Source organism: Psychrobacter immobilis, assembly GCF_003148585.1.
GTDB classification, from domain to species: domain Bacteria; phylum Pseudomonadota; class Gammaproteobacteria; order Pseudomonadales; family Moraxellaceae; genus Psychrobacter; species Psychrobacter immobilis.
Genome location: NZ_QGGM01000008.1, coordinates 63,748 through 83,733, shown reverse-complemented (window position 1 = coordinate 83,733; position 19,986 = coordinate 63,748). Strand labels below are relative to the sequence as shown.

General features: G+C 43.9%; 15 protein-coding genes. 8 read left to right on the top strand and 7 right to left on the bottom strand.

Annotated features, from left to right (window positions below):
• Positions 1-58 precede the first annotated feature (58 nt).
• The gene (locus C8D84_RS08065; RefSeq protein ID WP_109591361.1) at positions 59-1,261 is read right to left on the bottom strand and encodes an outer membrane protein assembly factor BamD; all 1,203 of its coding nucleotides are present in this window, start codon (positions 1,259-1,261) and stop codon (positions 59-61) included.
• 781 nt (positions 1,262-2,042) lie between these two features.
• Between C8D84_RS08065 and C8D84_RS08060 the strand changes: the two genes are divergently transcribed.
• The 3 genes from C8D84_RS08060 to C8D84_RS08050 all read left to right on the top strand — a co-directional run bounded on the left by C8D84_RS08060 (position 2,043) and on the right by C8D84_RS08050 (position 5,057).
• Positions 2,043-3,296, top strand: a complete 1,254-nt coding sequence (locus tag C8D84_RS08060) for an RluA family pseudouridine synthase (protein ID WP_083475680.1) — start codon at positions 2,043-2,045, stop codon at positions 3,294-3,296.
• 106 nt (positions 3,297-3,402) lie between these two features.
• On the top strand, positions 3,403-4,368 hold the full coding sequence (locus C8D84_RS08055; RefSeq protein WP_109591359.1) for a polyphenol oxidase family protein: 966 nt from the start codon (positions 3,403-3,405) through the stop codon (positions 4,366-4,368).
• Positions 4,369-4,454: 86 nt separating this feature from the next.
• Entirely contained in the window at positions 4,455-5,057 is a 603-nt protein-coding gene (locus tag C8D84_RS08050; protein WP_109591357.1) for a flavodoxin family protein, read from the top strand.
• Positions 5,058-5,160: 103 nt separating this feature from the next.
• Here the strand turns inward: C8D84_RS08050 and C8D84_RS08045 are convergent, their stop codons facing one another.
• Complete coding sequence (locus C8D84_RS08045) at positions 5,161-5,346, bottom strand: hypothetical protein (protein WP_109591355.1); 186 nt, start codon at positions 5,344-5,346, stop codon at positions 5,161-5,163.
• Positions 5,347-5,999: 653 nt separating this feature from the next.
• Between C8D84_RS08045 and C8D84_RS08040 the strand changes: the two genes are divergently transcribed.
• From C8D84_RS08040 to C8D84_RS08030, 3 genes are all read left to right on the top strand, one after another.
• The gene (locus tag C8D84_RS08040; RefSeq protein WP_109591353.1) at positions 6,000-7,469 is read left to right on the top strand and encodes a cytochrome c; all 1,470 of its coding nucleotides are present in this window, start codon (positions 6,000-6,002) and stop codon (positions 7,467-7,469) included.
• Between the two features lie 165 nt (positions 7,470-7,634).
• Positions 7,635-9,236, top strand: a complete 1,602-nt coding sequence (locus tag C8D84_RS08035; protein WP_045452247.1) for a flavin monoamine oxidase family protein — start codon at positions 7,635-7,637, stop codon at positions 9,234-9,236.
• A gap of 104 nt (positions 9,237-9,340) precedes the next feature.
• Entirely contained in the window at positions 9,341-9,973 is a 633-nt protein-coding gene (locus C8D84_RS08030; protein WP_211181265.1) for a c-type cytochrome, read from the top strand.
• Between the two features lie 144 nt (positions 9,974-10,117).
• Here C8D84_RS08030 and C8D84_RS08025 read toward each other — a convergent pair whose 3' ends face one another.
• The 5 genes from C8D84_RS08025 to tolQ all read right to left on the bottom strand — a co-directional run bounded on the left by C8D84_RS08025 (position 10,118) and on the right by tolQ (position 14,257).
• Complete coding sequence (locus C8D84_RS08025) at positions 10,118-11,419, bottom strand: PD40 domain-containing protein (protein ID WP_109591351.1); 1,302 nt, start codon at positions 11,417-11,419, stop codon at positions 10,118-10,120.
• Between the two features lie 91 nt (positions 11,420-11,510).
• Positions 11,511-11,954 (bottom strand): cell envelope integrity protein TolA, encoded by a 444-nt coding sequence (locus C8D84_RS08020; protein ID WP_109591349.1) that lies wholly within the window; start codon positions 11,952-11,954, stop codon positions 11,511-11,513.
• Positions 11,955-12,015: 61 nt separating this feature from the next.
• Positions 12,016-12,978: a cell envelope integrity protein TolA gene (locus C8D84_RS08015; RefSeq protein WP_109591347.1), complete on the bottom strand. Its 963-nt coding sequence runs from the start codon at positions 12,976-12,978 to the stop codon at positions 12,016-12,018.
• 75 nt (positions 12,979-13,053) lie between these two features.
• Positions 13,054-13,512 (bottom strand): protein TolR, encoded by a 459-nt coding sequence (gene tolR / locus C8D84_RS08010; protein ID WP_109591345.1) that lies wholly within the window; start codon positions 13,510-13,512, stop codon positions 13,054-13,056.
• A 4-nt stretch (positions 13,513-13,516) separates the two neighbouring features.
• Complete coding sequence (gene tolQ / locus C8D84_RS08005) at positions 13,517-14,257, bottom strand: protein TolQ (RefSeq protein ID WP_109591343.1); 741 nt, start codon at positions 14,255-14,257, stop codon at positions 13,517-13,519.
• Positions 14,258-14,702: 445 nt separating this feature from the next.
• Here tolQ and C8D84_RS08000 point away from each other — a divergent pair, with 445 nt between their 5' ends.
• A complete protein-coding gene (locus tag C8D84_RS08000; protein ID WP_055124161.1) occupies positions 14,703-15,998 on the top strand; it encodes an NCS2 family permease in 1,296 nt (431 codons plus the stop codon).
• A gap of 722 nt (positions 15,999-16,720) precedes the next feature.
• The gene (gene putA / locus C8D84_RS07995; protein WP_109591341.1) at positions 16,721-19,975 is read left to right on the top strand and encodes a bifunctional proline dehydrogenase/L-glutamate gamma-semialdehyde dehydrogenase PutA; all 3,255 of its coding nucleotides are present in this window, start codon (positions 16,721-16,723) and stop codon (positions 19,973-19,975) included.
• Positions 19,976-19,986 lie beyond the last annotated feature (11 nt).

The following is a 19,986-nucleotide window of genomic DNA, read 5'->3' as shown; positions in this document are numbered from 1 at the left end:
TAAAAACAAGAGACGTTCTCTTAATTAAAAGAGAGACGTTGCCTCAAATTTAGCGCATTTATTCATCATTCATATCGACATCTGCTGGCATGATATCAATCCCTTGAACAGGCAATGTCGTACGGCGTACAGGATTGGTGTTTTGCGGATCGACATTGGCTTCTCTTGCCGTAGAGCCAGTGCTCGATTGGCTAGTAATACGCTCAGCGGATGCTTCAGGCAGACCCAAGCCGACATTGATGCCAGTATTGGCGCGCACAGGTGAAGTACCTTGCGCTGCACTGGCTGCTGCTGCATTATCGCTTGGCAGTCTCAATTGACTGGCGTTACGAATAACCTGAGTTTTGGTCGCACCGTTATAGTCGCCTGTCGCAACTGATGAAGTATCTTTGTTAAAACGACTTAACTGTCCAAAAGTCAATTTGTTGATGAAAGAACGCTCACGTTTGGTGTCGAGTTTAACGCGTCCATCAGCACTTAACATGTTGGGATAATTAATCTGCAATAGAGTTTTGTATTCTGCTGCCAAATCAGACATACCCAATTTGTCATAGCTATAAGCTAAGACCGCGATTGCGTCAGGGATGGATTCACTAAGTGGATAGTATTGAAACACCCATTTGGCACGGTTAACAGCAGCGACATAAGCTTCGCGCTCGATATACCAGTTGGCGGCACTCATCTCACTTTCAGCAAACTGATTGTAAATGAAAGTCATGCGTTGAGCGGCATCTGGCGCGTAAGGGCTATTAGGGTACTTGTTAATAAGCTCTTGAAAGTTAGCGAAGGCAATACGTAAATAGGCGGTATCACGCTCAGCTTGATTGAGCTTAAACAGTTTTAGACCTTCTGATGAGCCTTGCATATTGGCAACGCCGCGCACATAGTAAGCGTAGCTGACTTGCGGATTAGAAGGATATAGGTTAATAAATTGCTCAGCGCTGGCGGCTGCCATTTCATACTTACCACTGGCATATTGTGCGTACATCATGTCGAGTAATGCTTGCTCAGCGTACTGTCCAGTAGGATAAAAAGTGCGCAGATTGGTCAAATCTTCGATGGCTTGTGTATAGCGGCCTTTATCAATCTGGGTAATGGCGTCGTTATAATAGTTCTGCTCTGATTTTTCGGCAGTTTCTACTGCATCGACGTCTTTACCGCCAGTCAGATTTTTGAAAGTCTGACAGCCCACTAAGTTTACGCTTAGCGCAAGTAGGGTTATTGAGGACAGTTTGATAAACGTATTGCCAACAGCTTGCATACTTCTTCTCCGACACAAGACGTATAATAGCAGCGACGCTATCATACTAGATATTAGGTTAATGATAAAAAACGATGCGTAGGCATCAATAGTGGTCTGTCATCTACTATGTCAATCATCGGACATACCAGTTATCGTTATTAAAAAACGCTTGATGGCATAGGGTTTATATCAAACCAAATGCTTTTAATAAAAATTCGATAAGCATACAGTGGCATAGCATACAGCAAAATATGGCTATACTTTATAGAATAACGTTTGCTTCGTCTATTTTTTCGCCATCTATATTGTACTTAATCCAATCGTGCTCATCGAATTTGAGTCAGTATCGTACAGTTATTAGTCTACTGCAACGCATATACGATATGCTGCTGCTCGCAATGAGCTGTACACCAGCACATGTCAGTTTGGCATTTTAACATGAGCTGCTGTCACGAGCGATATCGAATGTCGCTGACACTGACAAATATACAGTAAATTACAGCAATGTCATATTTTAGAGAGTTAAGTACGGCGCTGACGCTCGCTGCGGTATAATCAAAAAATGACAGATAACACACAGCTTCTATAGGGCTTAGGCGCTTGGCGTGATACACTAGCACGGTATTGCCTCCGCTTTTTTCGACGACGATCGCTTTTATGATAAGCGATTGATAGCGAATGGCCTTTTGTTTTTTATAGCGTTACGCTTAACACTTTATTAGAAATTTTCTCAAAAGCTACCTTTCAAAACCATGTCAGGCGCTTTGCCATATATAAATCTGCTATGAATAATAATGCTATGACTACCCATTTACCACCGAATCAATCACGACAGACTGATTCATCAGCACAAGAGTCACCGATGCCAAATGACGTTTTAAATAATAGTGAATTACCTGACGATAATCAGTCGATGCTTGATGAGCAAAGCCATAGCGATCATGTTTTAGAAGACGCTGTGTCAGAAGAAGCTACGTTAAAAGATAGTGATGTGCTTGACGACGATATGATAGATAGCAGCGATGAAGATGCTGACGACATTGATGATAGCGACGATGATGAAGCGTCAGCCGCCGGTCAAGTGGTGCCAGTAATTATTAATATGACGCATACGGTTATAGAAGACGAAGCTGGTTTACGTATTGATAAATTGGCTTCAAAAATATTTACCGATTTCTCACGTGTTCAATTACAAGGTTGGATCAGTGATGGCAGCCTGCTGTATAACGGTGGCGTGCAAAAACCAAAAATTCGTGTCAGAGCGGGTGATGTGCTGCAGTTAACCACCACATTAGAGCAGCATAGTGAAGATCAACCAGAAAATATAGACATCGATGTGGTCTATGAAGATGATGACGTATTGGTCATTAATAAACCTGTTGGCATGGTAGTGCATCCTGGTGCGGGCAACCAAACCGGCACCTTGGTCAATGCACTGCTGTATCATTATCCGCAGCAGCACCATCTGCCGCGTGCAGGTCTGGTGCACCGTATTGATAAAGATACCTCAGGGCTATTGTTGATTGGTAAAACCAAGCCAGCACAGCTTGCGCTGATGGAGCAACTAAAGGATAAGTCGGTCTATCGTCATTATCAATGTGTGGTAGCGGGGGATGCAGCGAGTCTATCGCGCCATCGCCGTATTGACGCCCCAATCGGTCGTCACCGCAACCAGCGTACTAAAATGACGGTAATGACGGCAGGACGCGAAGCTGTGACTCATTTACTGAATGTGACCGCGCTTAATGGCAATTATTGCCTGTTGGATGTAGGTCTTGAAACGGGACGCACTCACCAAATTCGTGTGCATTTAAGTCATGTGACTTATCCGATAGTGGGTGATCGTGTCTATGGTGGTCGTCGTCAATTGCGGGCAGGACTGACAGAAGCACAACGTCAAGCGATTAATAATTTTCCACGTCAAGCCTTGCATGCCTACACACTGGGTTTCGTACATCCAACGACTGGTGAAGATATTGAAGTCACCACACCACTGCCTGAAGATATGCAGCAGTTAATGGCTGTGCTAAGTGATGGCTATGATGACGAGTAGACCGCTCCTTGTAGGCGAGAGCGTAAAGTCGCTTGTAAAAAACAGAGCCTAGTAGTAAATAGCGATCCATGATATAAAAATGACTCATTAAGACGGTAAATCAGCCATGACTCGTCAGTTTCCTATGACATTGCTCGCACAGATTGATGATGTGGCTGTTTTTCAAACAGCTGCCTTTTCAAGCGATGATGTTGACTCACAAGATCAGCCCACAGAACAGCTGGTACGAAAGCAACGTCAAGCGAATTACGGTGAGCTAAATTTAGGTTTGCATGTCAATGACGATGCTGCAAAAGTACTGAGCAATCGCATGCGTTTATTATCTGCTATCAATGAGCAGCTTGCACCCTTATCATCGACAGCTTGCCAACAGGTACCCATCAAACGCTTACACTGGGTTAACCAAGTTCACGGTAAGCAAATTCATGATGTTGATGGCACGGCGCTAGGTATGACGCCAATGTCTGCTGACGCGATGGTCAGTCGGCAACAAGGGCTTGGGCTTGCGATAATGACGGCTGACTGCGTACCGATAGTCTTATATCAGCCAGCTAGTGGTCAAATAGCAGCGATTCACGCGGGTTGGCAAGGTCTGGCTTGCGGGATTATTCAAGCGACTGTGCACTGTTTTACGCAATCGGGACAAATCAAAGCTTGGATTGGTGTTTGTATCAGTCAAGATAGCTATGAAGTTGGCGCTCAAGTTCGCAATCAATTATTGAAAGGTTGCACAGAAAATAAGTTATTGAACACAGCAAGTATTGAACATTTTGATTCGTTATATGTCATAGATTCTGTGGCTATTATTAAAGGCGATAGCAATACTCAACATGTACAGGATACGGTTGATAAGCTGTCAAGCTGTGACACAGTTGACGCAATGAAAATCAAGCTAAACTTACCAAAGTTGGCAGCGGATCAGCTTAGTGCGGCGGGCGTCATAGTAGATGACACCTTATCTAGCAGCTGTAGTTATGCTGATGACCACTATTACTCTTATCGGCGTCAAACGCATTTGCAGCAGCCTGCTACAGGTCGAATGGCGCTGGTCATTGTACGTGGCGCTGCGTAGGATTACGCTATTTGCTGTTGCGCGCAATTAACTGCTGAACTTATATTGTTTTTATTTAACCATTTATAGCCATTATTAGAGTTTGTATGAATACACCTGCCAAATTGTCCATTACTGATAGCATACCGACTGTATCTATTGCTGTTATTTATCATAGCAACTACGGTCATACCAAGCGCGTCGCTGAAGCGATCGTTAAAGGGGCGCATCAGCAATTGCCAGCAGCACAGGCCAAAGCCGTTGATGTCCACAAGGTTGACTGGGATTATTTGGATCAGGCGGATTTGCTGGTTTTCGGTAGTGCCGTATATATGGGTAGTGTCACTGCTGAATTTAAGACTTTTATGGATGAAACCTCAAAGCGCTGGTATCATCGTAAATGGGAAGGCAAGTGGGCAGCCGCTTTTGCCAACTCTGGTGGGCTGAGCGGTGATAAGCTGGCGGTATTGCAGCAGATTTCTTTGTATGCGATGCAGCATGGCATGAACTGGATTGGATTACCGCTGATGCCGACAGGTCATGAGGCTCATGATTTAAACCGTTTATCTAGCTTTTTGGGCTTGATGACCCAGTCGCTTGATGGTCCCCCTGAGGAAACGCCAGGACGGGGAGATATTGATACGGCTATTTGGTTCGGCGATCATTTGGCTAAGACAATTATCAAACATCAGCCAGCGGCACGCCCTTGAAATGAATGGCTATTGAGTCATTCAAGGTAATTTATTAAACATTAAAGGCAGATATCAAACCGATATCTGCCTTTTTTTTGCTTATTTTATGAGTGTGATGGCACTATTTTTGATTTTTTGTACTGGTATTATTTTGAACCTGCACAGTGGTGGCAGGCGTATTTTTGACCAAGATGCTATTGGTAGGGGTAGTATTCACAGGAATAGGGCTGTCGACAAATTGAAATGATTGACAGCCTGTCAGTAACAGGGCTGATGTCAGTATATAAGCAAGAATCGGTAACTTCATAGTGGTGTCTCAGGCGGCGATCGGCAACGTGGAAATAGCGCCTATCATAAACAAAATATGGTGCGGTGCAATAGCTTGTTTCGTAGCATTATAAAAATCTGACTGGTAAAAAAAGCGAGTGCTAACTTAAGTCTATGTATCTATTATGTACAACTAAAATCGATGATGACAAAAAATGAAGCAAATTTTTGACAGCTATCTACAATGATAGGTTTTTTATAAAAAATATACGCCCAAAAAATAGAACTTTAGTGACTGATTTTAAAGGTATTATTTAAATAACCTATTATTATAATATAAAAAAATATATTACGTTATCAAAAACTGATAATGATAATGCGGTTCTTTACGTTTTGTAAAAATTTGAGACCAATACGTTACTCATTAAGTAATAGTAGCGAAATAGTCTTACATTAGTAGAGTGAGTAGACATCATTTAGTAACTATGCTTAGTAACTATGTTTATGAAATTACTTTTATCACGCTATTTTATTAAGCATTTACTGGATGATTTGCTACCTCATTTAATGGACTATCAATTGAGTATAACAAGTCGTCACTCATTAAGGCTTGCTCAATACTAAATGTTTCATCTCAATCATTCATCCTAATAATAATTACAACACCCTAGGTGCCAGCTATATGAGGATATTATGAAGCCACTTTCTGTGATGTTATCGATGCTCGTCATTGGTATGACCTCCAGCGCCGCTATGGCTGAAGGCGCAAGCGTCGTCAATACCAGCCTAGCGAATGCTAGCTTGCCTAATGCCAGTTTACCTAATATTAGTCCAGCCAATAGCGAGCTTGTCAATCGCGGTGCTTACATTGCCCGTGCGGCCGATTGCATGGCATGTCATGGCGAAGATTATACTGGCGGTACAGCGATCGAAACGCCGATGGGAGATATCTATTCAACCAATATCACCCCGTCTAAACGTTATGGTATCGGCGATTATACCGAAACGGATTTAAAGACCGCGTTGCAAAAAGGTCGTACGCCAAGCAATATGCTTTACCCTGCCATGCCATATCCTTCTTATAGTGGCATGAAAGAAGAAGATATCAGTGCGTTGTTTGCTTATCTGCAAACCGTACCTGCTATCGATGAAGCACCGAAATATAAAACTGACCTGCCATTTCCCTTTAACATTCGCAGCTTAATGATTGGTTGGAATTTTCTTAATGTCCCGTCTACTGAAAACCGTGATGGTCTCACCGAGATGCAGCAACGTGGTGAATATATTGTCAATAACTTAGAGCACTGTGGTACTTGCCATACCCCGCGTAATAGCACCATGGGCTTCGATAAAAAAATGTATCTGTCAGGTGCTCAGCTTGGTCATTGGCATGCACCAAATATCACGCCTGACGAGTCGAGCGGTATCGGTAGTTGGAGTGAGCAAGATATTGTCACTTATCTACGTACTGGTGAGCTTGACCAGCGTGCCTATGCGGGTGGTCCTATGGGCGAGGCGGTTGCACATAGTACGCGCTACTTAAAAAATGAAGATTTGAATGCCATTGCTTCTTATCTAAAAGCGGTGCCTGCTATCCAAACAGATGATAAGGTCGCAGCCGTTGATGTCTCGCGTTTGCCCACACCCACTAGCGAATCTATCACTCATGATTTACTGGCGCAAAAAGATTATTTAGCCCAAGCCAAAGCGCAGGTGAGTAATGGCAGCAATTCACCAGAATCGCTATATTTGGCAGCCTGTGGTAGCTGTCACGGCGTTGACGGTTATGGTCAGCCTGATGCGCGTTACGCTCCTATCGTTGGACTCAGCAGTATTCGCCGTGAGAAACCTGATGCGCTGGTCAATATGATCCTTCATGGGGTAGAAGGCGCGACTAACACGTCACCTATCATGCCAGGGTTCTCAGATGAGCTAAATAGCGAGCAAATCGCTGGTATTACCAATTATGTGCGTGTGAATTTTGGTGGTCTCAACAGTAGTGAGGTGAGTGCTAATGATGTTGATCGTATCGCAACGACAGGTACTGATAAGCCTTTTTTAATAAAATATGCGGGCTTACTGGCAGTAATCGGCATCATCGTGGCTATTATTATCATTGTGTTTATTATGCGAGCAATCTTGCGGTCTAGGCGCCGTCGTTAATTCACTGATTCTATAAAGACGATTTACATATTTATTATAGGACAAGATCTACAGGCAACATGGTAAGGCACAACAGCTCGAAAAACAGACGTAGAACTAAGTCGAGCTGATTAATAATACATATGCCTACCGTCTTGCAGGAACGTCTACTTTAAGGACATTATTATGAAAGACATGCTTCAATCACCAACGCGGCGCCAACTGCTCTCGATGATTGGTAAAACAGCGGGCGCGACCGCGATGTATCAGGCGATGACGACATTAGGATTTGCGTCAGAGTCGAGTTTTAAAGAGACCATGGATCTTAAAGGTGCACCTCCTGGTGCTAGTATCGTCATTCTTGGTGCGGGTCTTGGCGGGCTGACTGCAGCTTATGAGTTACGTAAAGCGGGCTACGATGTCAAAGTACTCGAATATCAAAATCGTGGCGGCGGTCGTAGCTGGACATTGAACAGCGGTGATAAATATACTGAGCTTGGCGGCGAAGAAGTTACCTGTGATTTTGAAGAGGGCAATTACTTTAATGGTGGACCGTGGCGTCTGCCAAGCCATCATTATGCCGTCTTCCATTATTGCAAACAGTTTGGCGTTGAAATGCAGCCCTTTATTCAAACCAATGATCGCGCTTATTTGCATCGAAGTACTCATTTCGACGGCGTACCTCAGCGTTTGGGTGATGTGAAGAACGACATCCAAGGTCATGTCGCGGAGCTGCTATCGAAATCAGTTAACGTCGGTGGTCTTGATCGCTCGGTCAATACTGAGGACAAAGAAAAGCTATTAGAAGGTTTAAAAGGCTGGGGGGTGCTAGATAAAGATTATCGTTATCGCGCCAGTAATGAAACCAGTAAACATCGCGGCTTTAGTGTGTTTCCGGGTGGTGGCTTGATGCCTGATGCGACGCCATCAAAACCTTTGCCGATCAGTGAGATACTAGATTCAGGTATGTGGGCAGATATTTATGGCAACCATATGACTTATGGTCATCAACCGACGATGTTTCAGCCAGTAGGTGGTATGGGGAAAATTGGTGATGCGTTCACCCGTGAATGCCGCGATATGATTGAGTTTAATGCAAAGGTCACTAAAATTCATCAAGATGACAGTGGCGTCACTGTCGATTATGTAGACAGCAACAGCCCAGATGGTGCCACCAAGACCATTCGTGCAGACTGGTGCGTGTGCAATATTCCATTAACTGTATTAACGCAGATGGATATCAATGTCTCAAAACCAATGAAGCAGGCGATGGCCGCCGTGCCTTATGAAACCTCTTATAAAGTTGGTCTAGAGTTTAATCGCCGCTTTTGGGAAGAGGATGAATGGATATTTGGTGGTCTGACTTATACCGACATGCCCATTGCTCAGATTGCTTACCCGTCACAAAATATGTTTAAAGATGGTACGGGCGTGCTACTCGGTGCGTATGGTTATGGTCCGACGTCTTATAAGTTTAATACCTTAACGCCGCAAGAACGTATTAATGTTGCGCTTGCTTATGGTAAATACATCCATCCTCAGTATCCAAAAGAATTCCGCGCAGGGACATCTGTTGTCTGGCACCGCATCCCATGGACGCTCGGCTGTTACGGTATTTGGAATGAGTCGACCCGTCGTCAGCATTACGATACCTTGTGCAGTATTGATAATCGTATTGTGCTGGCGGGCGAGCATTGCTCACATATTCCAGCATGGCAAGAAGGCGCTATTTTATCTGGTATGGATGCCGCAAAGCGCCTACATAAAAAAGCAAAAATGCTGGTTTAATAACGCTTGGGTTATATAAATAACTATAAGATTCAGAGGCTATCATGGACAATGCAATTGTGAAGAAGGCAATCGTGGAGAAAGCAATCTTGAAGAAAAAAGTCATGAAAAACATGACACTCAAACTGCTGACGTTGATGCTGCTGAGTGGGATCAGCAGTGCGGCACTGTTGGGCTGTAGTCAACAGTCAGATGATGAAATGACGGTTTCCAGTGTACAAGATCAGGATTCCTTGACAACCAATGACTATCAAGCAAGCCGAAATACGGGTGCGTGGGGCGGCGTTTATATGAGCCGTGAGGAGCTTACTGCACCTGCTATCAATATTGTCGATGACAGCTCATTGCCCAATATGGAAGACGACCCAAGTATTACTGAATGGGATGCAAAGTTTGAAGGCACAAATGGCTTTGTGACGACAGATGGCAAAAAGCTGTATCACGACTCTTGTGCGGCTTGTCACATGCACAAAGGCGAGGGTGCTTACGGTGCAGGCTATTATCCGCCACTGGCGAATAACAGTAAGATGCAATCAAAGTATTACATCATCGACATCTTGATTAATGGCTTTCGTGGTATGCCCTCATTCCATGGGATGATGAACGATGCGCAGATGGCAGCGGTTACTCAATATGTGGTCAGTGACTTAAATGGTTTTACCGATACCGTGACTGCTGAAGATGTGGCAAAACTGCGGCATCCAAATCCATCAGCGGGTGATCCGAGTGATGATTAATCGTGTTTACTATTTTAGTCAATAATTGTCCAATATATCCTAGTAGCAAAATGATTTAACCGTGCTTCGCAATATAAAAAAGCGCCTAATTATTTATTAGGCGCTTTTTTTGTGAGCAAGACTTTATGAATTAAGAAAGAGGGTTTATTTAGGACTAGATGACCAGACTGGTGAGCGAATAGTGCCTTGACCCGACTTACCAAACGACTCACCACCATTCAATGATTTGATGGTTAATACACCTTTGCCGCCTTGCTTTGAGGCGTAAACGACACGCTTACCATTAGGCGAAAAGCTTGGCGCTTCATCGATACCCGTATTGCCCAAGTTAGTAGTAACAGCGCCGCCGCTATTCATGATCGCCGCTGAGCGACCACTTAAAAAGGCAATTTGTGAGCCATCGTTACTAAATTGCGGGCTAGTGGCATAACCGCTACTTGATACCTTAGTAGTACGTCCTGAACCAAACTCATAACGATAAATCTGTGGTTTGTTAAATCCAGTTTTGTCTGATACAAAAACAAAGGATTTGCCATCAGGCGCATAACTTGGTTGCACTTCGCTGCTTGGCCAATTGATAAGCCTTCTAGGTTGACCACCACTAGCACTCATCTCATAAATATCTGCACTACCTTCAAAGCTACTAGAGAATAATATCTTGCTGCCATCAGGAGAGAATGATGGACTGAGATTGCTGCCAGGGAAGGGCGTTAACGGGGTTGCACCGCCACCGCTTACACTTTGTACATAAATAACGGGATAAGATTTATCACGTTGTACGGAATAAGCAATGCGATTGCCATCTGGCGACCATGTTGGTGAAAAGATAGAACCGGTTACTTCAGTAATGGTTTTGGCATTTTCGCCATCGGCATCCATTACTTTTAAACGTGAGACTTTTTCTTTACCAGTACCAGTCTCTTCAATATAAGCAATACGCCCTGAAAAGTCACCTGGCGTACCAGTAATTAGCTCATATACTTTATCAGCGATGACGTGACCAGCATAGCGCATGCTTTCTTTATTATTGTCAGCCGTTAAGCTTTGTTTGCCTTCGATTACTCTACCAGATTTAACGTCAATTACTTCGTAATCGGTTACTATTTTACCGCGATTGCTGCGGGTGCTGCCGACCACTAGATAAGGAATCCCCATGCTTTGCCATACTGGCAATGTGCCTGCCAGCTCGCTGCTACTGCGCGGCTGCTGTGGTAGATCTTTGCTAGTCACTTTTAGCTCTGTTTTGCTCAAATCATTTAGAATAATCGGCGATAATACAGAATCACCAGCAAAGGGTACAAACGCGACTTGGTTTTGTTGTCTTGGCGCGGTAACAGTCATATCAAGCACCATTGATTCAGCAGCATAAGCAGGCACTGATAACAAGGGAGTGATTAACAACAGGCTTGAAGTGGCACGAAGGATAGAATGTGTAGATAGCTTCATGAAGTAATATCCTAAAATAGAAATAATTGGTTCATCATACAGGCTTAATTATTATTTATAGTGAGATTAACTGTACAACGTTAGGTGTTTTTTATTGAACGTTAATTTTAATTATCAAGTCTTTAAAGTTTTCAGGTTTATTTAAGCCAATGGGTAATGGACTAGCAGATAGAGCAGCTTTTTCCACTGCCTGATTTACAGCAGGATTTGCACCTTGAGCCTTAACAGATAACACATTACCTTTTTCATCCAACTTAAAGTATAAAGTAGTTGTTGATTCTGGGGTAGCAGTGGGTAGAGTAATATTACGTTTAATTTTTTCTAATATAGCTGTTGTTACATGACTCTCATTACTTAAATCATTTTTTCTAGTAGTAATAGCGGCAAACAAGGCTTTTTGATCCATAAACTCATTTTTGACATTATGGCTTTCTGGTAATGTGCCAGCGATAGAGTAGCTAGATAGTAGAGAGAAAGATAGCAATAGCAGCAAAGTTGAGGTATTACGTAATATATGACACTTGCTTAAACTCATAAACCAGAACCTTAAGATAGTAGAAAATCATTAACGATATAGAATTAGAGGCTATACAAAATCAATTAATAGTAACGTTGATTGTCAAATTTGTAAAACTTTCAGGATTATCTAAATCAATTGGCAATGGGCTAGCAGCGCGTGCAGCTTGTTCAACTGCTTGGTTGACGACAGCATTTGGACCACTAGCCTTTGCAGATTTCACGTTGCCTCTGGTATCTAATTTGAGCGACAATGACGTGGTTAGACCCTGTGTTTCGATTGGGGTATCAAGTTTGCTTTGTATTTTACTTAATATAGCACTTTTGAACTCACCAGTAGAACGAGAGGTACTGCCACTACCACCATTAGATGTTGTTGAGTTGCCGTCTGCTTCTAGATCATATCTCTGACCTGCGCTACCAGAATCACCTGTATTAATCTTTAAATTTTTATCAGTCGCAGTCGGGCGTGTAATCTTTGGCGGGTTATTCTGTTTATTACGGAAATCGCCCAGCTGTTTTTGTTCTTCTATTAGCTGTTCTTTTTTGTTTTGCTCCACCTGACCATGCTCTTCTGTCACCGACTCATCTAATTGTGCTGCCCACTCTGCCATTCGACGTTCGTAGTCTTGGTTTTGCTCAAGTAAGCGTTGATGCTGCTCTTCACTCATCAGCATTGGTTGACTGGCAGAATCGTTAGAGCGCGTAAAGACAGGTACACGCTGCGAGTTTGGCTGACTGGCGCTATCGCTAAAACTTTCTGATGATGAGGTGCTCGATGTACTGCTTGTGCTAGTTTCAGCTTGCATCGCGCTAGCTGCCGCTGCACGATTGGCAAGGATTTGACCTTGCATTTCAGCCAATTGCTCAGGGGAGACCATGACCGTCTCAATACTTTCCACAGTGTCGGTTTTAGTATGTTGATAAGTATAAACGAGTATCCCAATCACGAGACCATGTGCCAGCACGCTAAGTAGCGTAGGCAATGTTAGCCCATTGCCTTCAGGTTGGGTCGGTACATAAACGACAGGAGCATTATGCATGGTAAAGATACTCAAGGACGAGGTTCATCAAATTATCTACTTTATTATAGCAAGCTGAGCGAGGAATAGGATTTATTACAATGATGGTGTGGGCAAGGGTGCGCCTGTTAATAATCCCACCTTTTGAATGCCCGCTTTTTGTAAGGTGGCCATGAGTGTCATGATAGCGCCATATTGATTGTTTTGATCGGCATTAATCATCACTTGTACGGGCTGAGCGCCTACATTGCTGCTTTGGCTTTGCAGATTGGCGAGCGTATCAATCAATTCTGGCTCACTAATCGGCAGGTCGACATTGTCTTCATAACTGATAAAAATATCGCCACTATCGGTCAAGGACACAATGACGGGTAATTGGCTTTGGCTCATGGTATTGGTTTGCTCTTTTGGCAAGTCAACATCGACGCCCGTAATCAGCATGGGCGCTGTGACCATAAATATGACGAGCAGCACCAACATCACATCGATATAAGGAACGACATTCATCTCCGCATTTAGCGCTTTTTTTTCACGGCGATAGGGACTCTGTTTCATGATTTCATAGTCCTTGTGCCTGATTAGCAGTAGATGTCGTTTCTCTCGTAGCGATACTGTCTCTACCAACAGTGCTTTCTGCACTGGTCTCGCGCTGGAGCATGCCTGTCATTTCATCACAAAATAAGGCACGTGAGTCATAAAGGCGGCTTGATTTGGCGGTAAAGTGGTTATACGCTAGTACGGCAGGAATCGCTGCAAACAAGCCCATAGCGGTTGCGATTAGTGCTTCGGCAATACCAGGTGCGACAGAGGCGAGGGTCGCTTGCTCCGTTTGTGACAATCCTAAAAAGGCGTTCATGATGCCCCAAACCGTACCGAACAATCCAACATAAGGCGCGACTGAGCCAATACTCGCTAGCGTGGTCAGTCCTGATTCTAATAGTTGCTGTTGACGCCCTAAACCGACTCGTAGCTTGCGCTCAACACCATCGATGATGTCATCTTTGGGTTGGCGCTTTTTATGCATTCTTAAGTATTCAGAAAATCCCACATAAAATATTTGCTCAAGTCCTTGGCGTTCAGGCGAGCCTTGTACACCTTGGTAAAGCTTGGCTAAGTCTTCACCTGACCAAAACCAAGTTTCAAACTGTTGATCGAAATTTTTGGCCGTACCAAGCCGCGCGCTCATACGAAAGATAATTACCCAGCTGAGTAAAGACGCCAATAACAATAATGCCATCACAATCTGCACCAAGAGACTGGCTTGGGTAATAAGGCCGATAATATTTAATGATTCAGGCATGTATGGGACTCATGGGTAATTAATAATAGCTGGCATGGCGCGACACGCAGACCAGATAGGATCTTTAATAACGAAAATATAATATGACAGTCATGATGCATATTGCTATCAGCCGCCTAGTGTACTGCTAAATGTTGAAAAGGTCATTTGTTAAAGTGTTAAATACCAAATAATTAACAGCTGTTTGTAGAATTCATAGTATCAGGTTAATTTATATGTGGATGTCTGAAATATTGTCTGGCTGTTATGTCTCAATTGACTGAAAAGGTGGGTTTGTACCCATAAGGCACGGGTAATGATTGAATTTGTACCGCAACTTCTCTAAAATGTTGCACCTTGTTACCGCTGTCTTTTGATAATGACGTCGCCATCCATTGGCTGACGTCATATTTATTTTAGGCATCAATAAATTTGTTCTTTCACTAGCAAGCTGGGCGCGACACTTATGAATGCAATTGAACGCTATTTTGGGATTAATGGTGAAAACACCACAGTCAAAACGGAAATCCTTGCCGGTATAACTACCTTTTTGACCATGGCTTATATCATCTTTGTCAACCCCAACGTATTGGCGGAAGCTGGTATGGATAAAGGGGCGGTATTTGTTGCTACCTGTTTAGCAGCGGCAATAGGCTGCTTTATTATGGGTATCTATGCCAGACTGCCGGTGGCACTCGCACCAGGTATGGGTTTGAACGCCTTTTTTACCTACGGCGTTGTATTGGGTATGGGCTACGCTTGGCAAACTGCGCTAGGTGCTGTTTTCTTATCGGGTTGCTTGTTTATTATTTTGAGTTTGTTTAAGATTCGCGAATGGGTTATCAATGCCATTCCAAACAGCCTTAAGCAGGGTATTGTGGCAGGTATTGGTGCTTTTTTAGCATTTATTGCGCTACAGAGCTCAGGTATCATTGTCGGTCGTGATGCGACATTGGTGATGCTTGGTGACATGACCTCATTTGCGCCTATGATGGCTGCTTTGGGTTTCTTTATTATTATTGGTTTGGTCTATAAAAAAGTCCCAGGTGCCGTGACGATTGGTATCTTGGTTATCACCGTGATTAGCTTGTTGACAGGCCATACACAGTTTGCTGGCATCATGTCTGCGCCGCCATCTATCACACCAACATTGATGGAGCTTGATATTGCCGGTGCGTTTGACGTTGGTATGATCAGCGTTATTTTTGCCTTCTTATTCGTCGATTTATTTGATACGACAGGTAGTTTGGTTGGTATTGCCAATAAAGCGGGTTTAATTGATAAAGACGGCAATATTCCTAATATGGACAAAGCGCTACTGGCGGATTCTACTGCTACGGTCGCTGGTGCAATGTTGGGTACGTCATCGACCACCAGTTATATTGAGAGTGCTTCTGGAGTGGCATCAGGTGGTCGTACAGGTCTGATGGCAGTGACGGTTGGCGTATTATTTGTACTGAGTATTTTCTTTGCACCATTGGCTGGTATGATTCCTGCTTACGCCACAGCTGGCGCGATTTTCTATGTGTCGGTACTGATGTTATTTACCCTAAAAGAAATCAACTGGGAAGATTTGACAGAGGCGGCTCCTGTAGCGGTTGTTCTGTTATTGACTCCGCTGACGTACTCTATCGCTGATGGTATTGCGCTTGGTTTTATCACTTTTACCGCGGTAAAACTGATGACCGGTAAATTCTCTGAAATTACGATCCCAGTTTGGGTATTGACGGTTATTTTGCTGACCAAGTTGGTGGTTTTATAAGTTTTACTAGGATGCAGTGAGCGTTCGATATTACTTTACTGCTTTTGAGTTTTGTTACGTTAAATTCCTCTTTATTCGGAAACGATAAAGGGGGTTTTTTTGATTTAAAATGGCTCAAATTTCCCTAAATTTATTCAAGTGTTTGATTTAATAAAACAATTAATCGCCAATAGTAAATAGAAAAGTATAACCAGTGCGTCATAAGGGATAAAGTGCTGTTAACTAATTGTTTTTTAGAAATATATTAATTTGTGAAAATAAGCAATATCGTTAGTTTGAAATTTTTTTTCATGATATTATAGCCGAGTTAAGCGCATCACCTCAATCAACGCCGTAGAGGTTTTTCTTACAGTGAATTAGCAGCACCCAAGATGGCAGATTTTTTTGCTAAAGCGATTTTTTCGTTTTAATAGCGATATCTGATCATCACACTCCTTTCACTACAAACAAGAAGAAGGCACTAATGCCGCTTAGCTGTTCGTTGTTGCCTTTGTATTGTTAACGTAGCCCGTTTAACAGTCGAACGACCTACTTAACCGCTTCCAGCCTACGCTGGATTTTCTCGTTTTGTGATGGCGCCGTTTGGACTTTTGATTATTGTTATAAGTATCTATCGATAGCCATCATCTAAATGAATGATGGTGATGGCTAGTTATACCAGACGATCAGACTTCCTAAAGCACTATTTATGATGGTTTTTAAACGATAGTTATGGAGTTGTTATGAACCCAGTAGACCAGTTTACCCCGCAAGAGCCGATTTTGTTTAATCCTGTCGATTTGCTATCGCCAGATTATATTGCCCAGTCGGCAGAAACTCTGCACGCCCGTATTTCGCCGTTGTATAGCGTTGATGAAGAGCGCTGGTTGTCCAAATTATTGCCACTTGCTAAACCCAGCACAGAAGAACGTGACGCCGCTGCTGAGCAAACGCGCCAGCTGGTCGAGCATGTACGTAATGATGGCAAAGCGGTCAAGATGGTCGACTCGTTACTGCTTGAGTATAGTCTTGATACCCAAGAAGGTATCTTGCTGATGAGCTTGGCAGAAGCCTTGATTCGAGTGCCAGACAATTATACTGCTGATGCCTTGATTCATGACAAAATGAGTGTGGCTGATTGGAAAAAGCACATCAAAAATGACAACGGTTTTATGGTCAATGCCTCGACATGGGGCATGATGATGACAGGTCGTGTCGTCAGTATTGATAGTAGCACCACAGCATCAGGCTTTTTGGATCGCATGACCAAAAAGATGGGCGAGCCTGTTATTCGTAGTGCCATGCAAAAAGCCATGCGTATCATGGGTCATCAGTTTGTATTGGGCGAGACCATCGAGGACGCCAATAAAAATAGCCAGCCTTATCGTAATAAAGGCTATACCTATTCGTTTGATATGCTCGGTGAAGCGGCTATTGCGCATAAAGACGCTGAAAAATACTTCAATGACTACCTGCATGCGATCAGAGCCACTGCCAGTATCAAAGTCAAAGAAGGCATGCCTAAGCCATCAGTGTCTATCAAGCTGTCAGCATTGCACCCTCGCTATGAAGCCACGCAAGAAGCCCAAGTCATGGGTTTATTACGTCAACGCTGCTTACTGCTCATCGAAGCGGCACGTGAAGTCAATGTGGATCTTAGTATCGATGCCGAAGAAGCCGACCGCCTTGAAATTTCTTTAAAACTGTTTGAGTCTTTGTACCGTGACAATTTGACGGCTGACTGGGATGGTCTTGGCTTGGTCGTGCAAGGTTACTCTAAGCGCGCCATCGCTATTTTAGTGTGGCTTGCTCGTCTATCGACTGAGGTGGGAGATCGTATTCCAGTACGTCTGGTAAAGGGTGCCTACTGGGATACTGAGATCAAGCTTGCCCAGCAAAAAGGTCTGTCAGGCTATCCTGTCTGGACACGCAAAGAAGGCACAGATACTGCTTACCTTGCCTGTGCGCGCTTCTTATTGTCAGATCATCTGCGCGGCTTGATTTGGCCACAGTTTGCGACACACAATGCGCACACCCTAGCGTCAATTATGACCATGAGTAAGCATAGAGACTTTGAGTTTCAGCGTTTGCACGGTATGGGCGATGCTCTTTATGATCATATCTTACAAGCGTATCAAATTCCGGTACGTATTTATGCCCCAGTTGGCGCGCATAAAGACTTGCTGCCGTACTTGGTACGTCGTTTGTTAGAGAACGGTGCCAACAGCTCGTTTGTCCATCAGCTACTAGACAAGTCTTATCCGATTGAAAAGCTGACAGTACATCCTTATGACAAGCTACTGGCCAATGCGACGTTGCACAATCCAGAGATTCCGTTGCCGTTAGAGATTTATGGTGCGCGCCGTGCCAGTTTTGGCCCTAATATATTCGTAGAGTCACAATGGCTGCCCTTTAAATCTGCTATCGATAGCCATTTGCATAAAACTTGGTCAGCGACGTCCATCGTCAATGGCAAAGCAGTTGATGAATATGAAGTAGAGGGCGTAACGCATAAGCTTGAGACTCAAACCGTACATGCACCTTGGAACCACGAAGTAAGTGCTGGTGAAGTCACTTATGCCAATGCTGAAATAGCTGGTCAAGCGATCGATGCGGCAGTGGCAGGGCAAAGTGTCTGGCAAGCAGTATCAGCTACTAAGCGTGCTGAAGTATTGCGTAAGATAGCTGATCTCTATGAAGAAAACTATGCTGAGTTAATGGCGCTATGCCAAATCGAAGCGGGTAAAACCCTTCAAGACGGTATTGATGAAATCAAAGAAGCGGTTGATTTCTGCCGTTTTTATGCCGATGAAGCAGAGCGTTTAGACGACGTCGTGCATGAATTCACCGATTTGGCTGGCAAGCAATCTCGTCAAGTTTATAAAGCACGTGGTACCTTTGTCTGTATTAGCCCATGGAACTTCCCATTGGCTATCTATACTGGTCAAATCGTAGCGGCGCTAGCAGCAGGTAATACGGTGGTGGCGAAACCTGCCGAACAAACCAGCTTGATTGCCCATTTTGGTGCTCAGCTAATGTACCAAGCAGGCGTACCAACACAAGCCTTACAGTTAGTGATCGGTGCTGGCGATGTTGGTGGTGCATTGACAGCGGCTGACAATATAGCAGGTGTGATATTTACGGGTTCAACCCAAACGGCTCAACGTATTAACCAAAGCCTAAATGATCATGCACAAGCCAGTGGTGAGTTACCTGTTTTTATCGCCGAAACTGGTGGTCAGAATGCTATGATTGTCGATTCAACGGCATTGCCAGAACAAGTGGTTAGAGACGCTGTCTTATCTGCATTTGGTTCAGCAGGTCAGCGTTGCTCAGCTTGTCGTATATTGTGCGTGCAAGAGGAAATGGCTGATAATTTAATTGAGCTATTACAAGGTAATATGGCTGAGCTATCGGTCGGCAATCCTTTATATGCTGCTACAGATGTGGGCCCAGTGATTGATGCGGATGCCAAACGTAGTCTTGAAGCGCATATCGAGCGTATGGACGCTGAGCCAACGGCGACTATCTTGGCACAGACGCCAATGAGCTCAAGCTCAGTTGTCAGTCAAGAACAGTCTACCTTTGTATTGCCAACAGCGATCGAAGTGAAAAGTATCGACGTGATCGGTGGCGAGCATTTTGGTCCGATTTTGCACGTACTGCGTTATCAAGCACGTGATCTGAATAAGCTGATTGATGCCATCAACGCGACAGGCTTTGGTTTGACCCTAGGTATTCATAGTCGTATCGAAAATACCGTTGAGCACATCGAGCGCCGTGCGTTTGTAGGTAATACTTACATCAACCGCAACCAAATCGGTGCCGTCGTAAACGTACAACCATTCGGTGGTTGTGGTCTGTCTGGCACGGGTCCTAAAGCTGGTGGCCCGCATTATGTCGCACGTTTGATGCAGCTTAGCTCAGAGTCAAATAGCAACAACCGGACAACTGCTAATACTATTACCCAAACCACCACTCAAACAGAACTCGCATAAGGAGTAGCAAC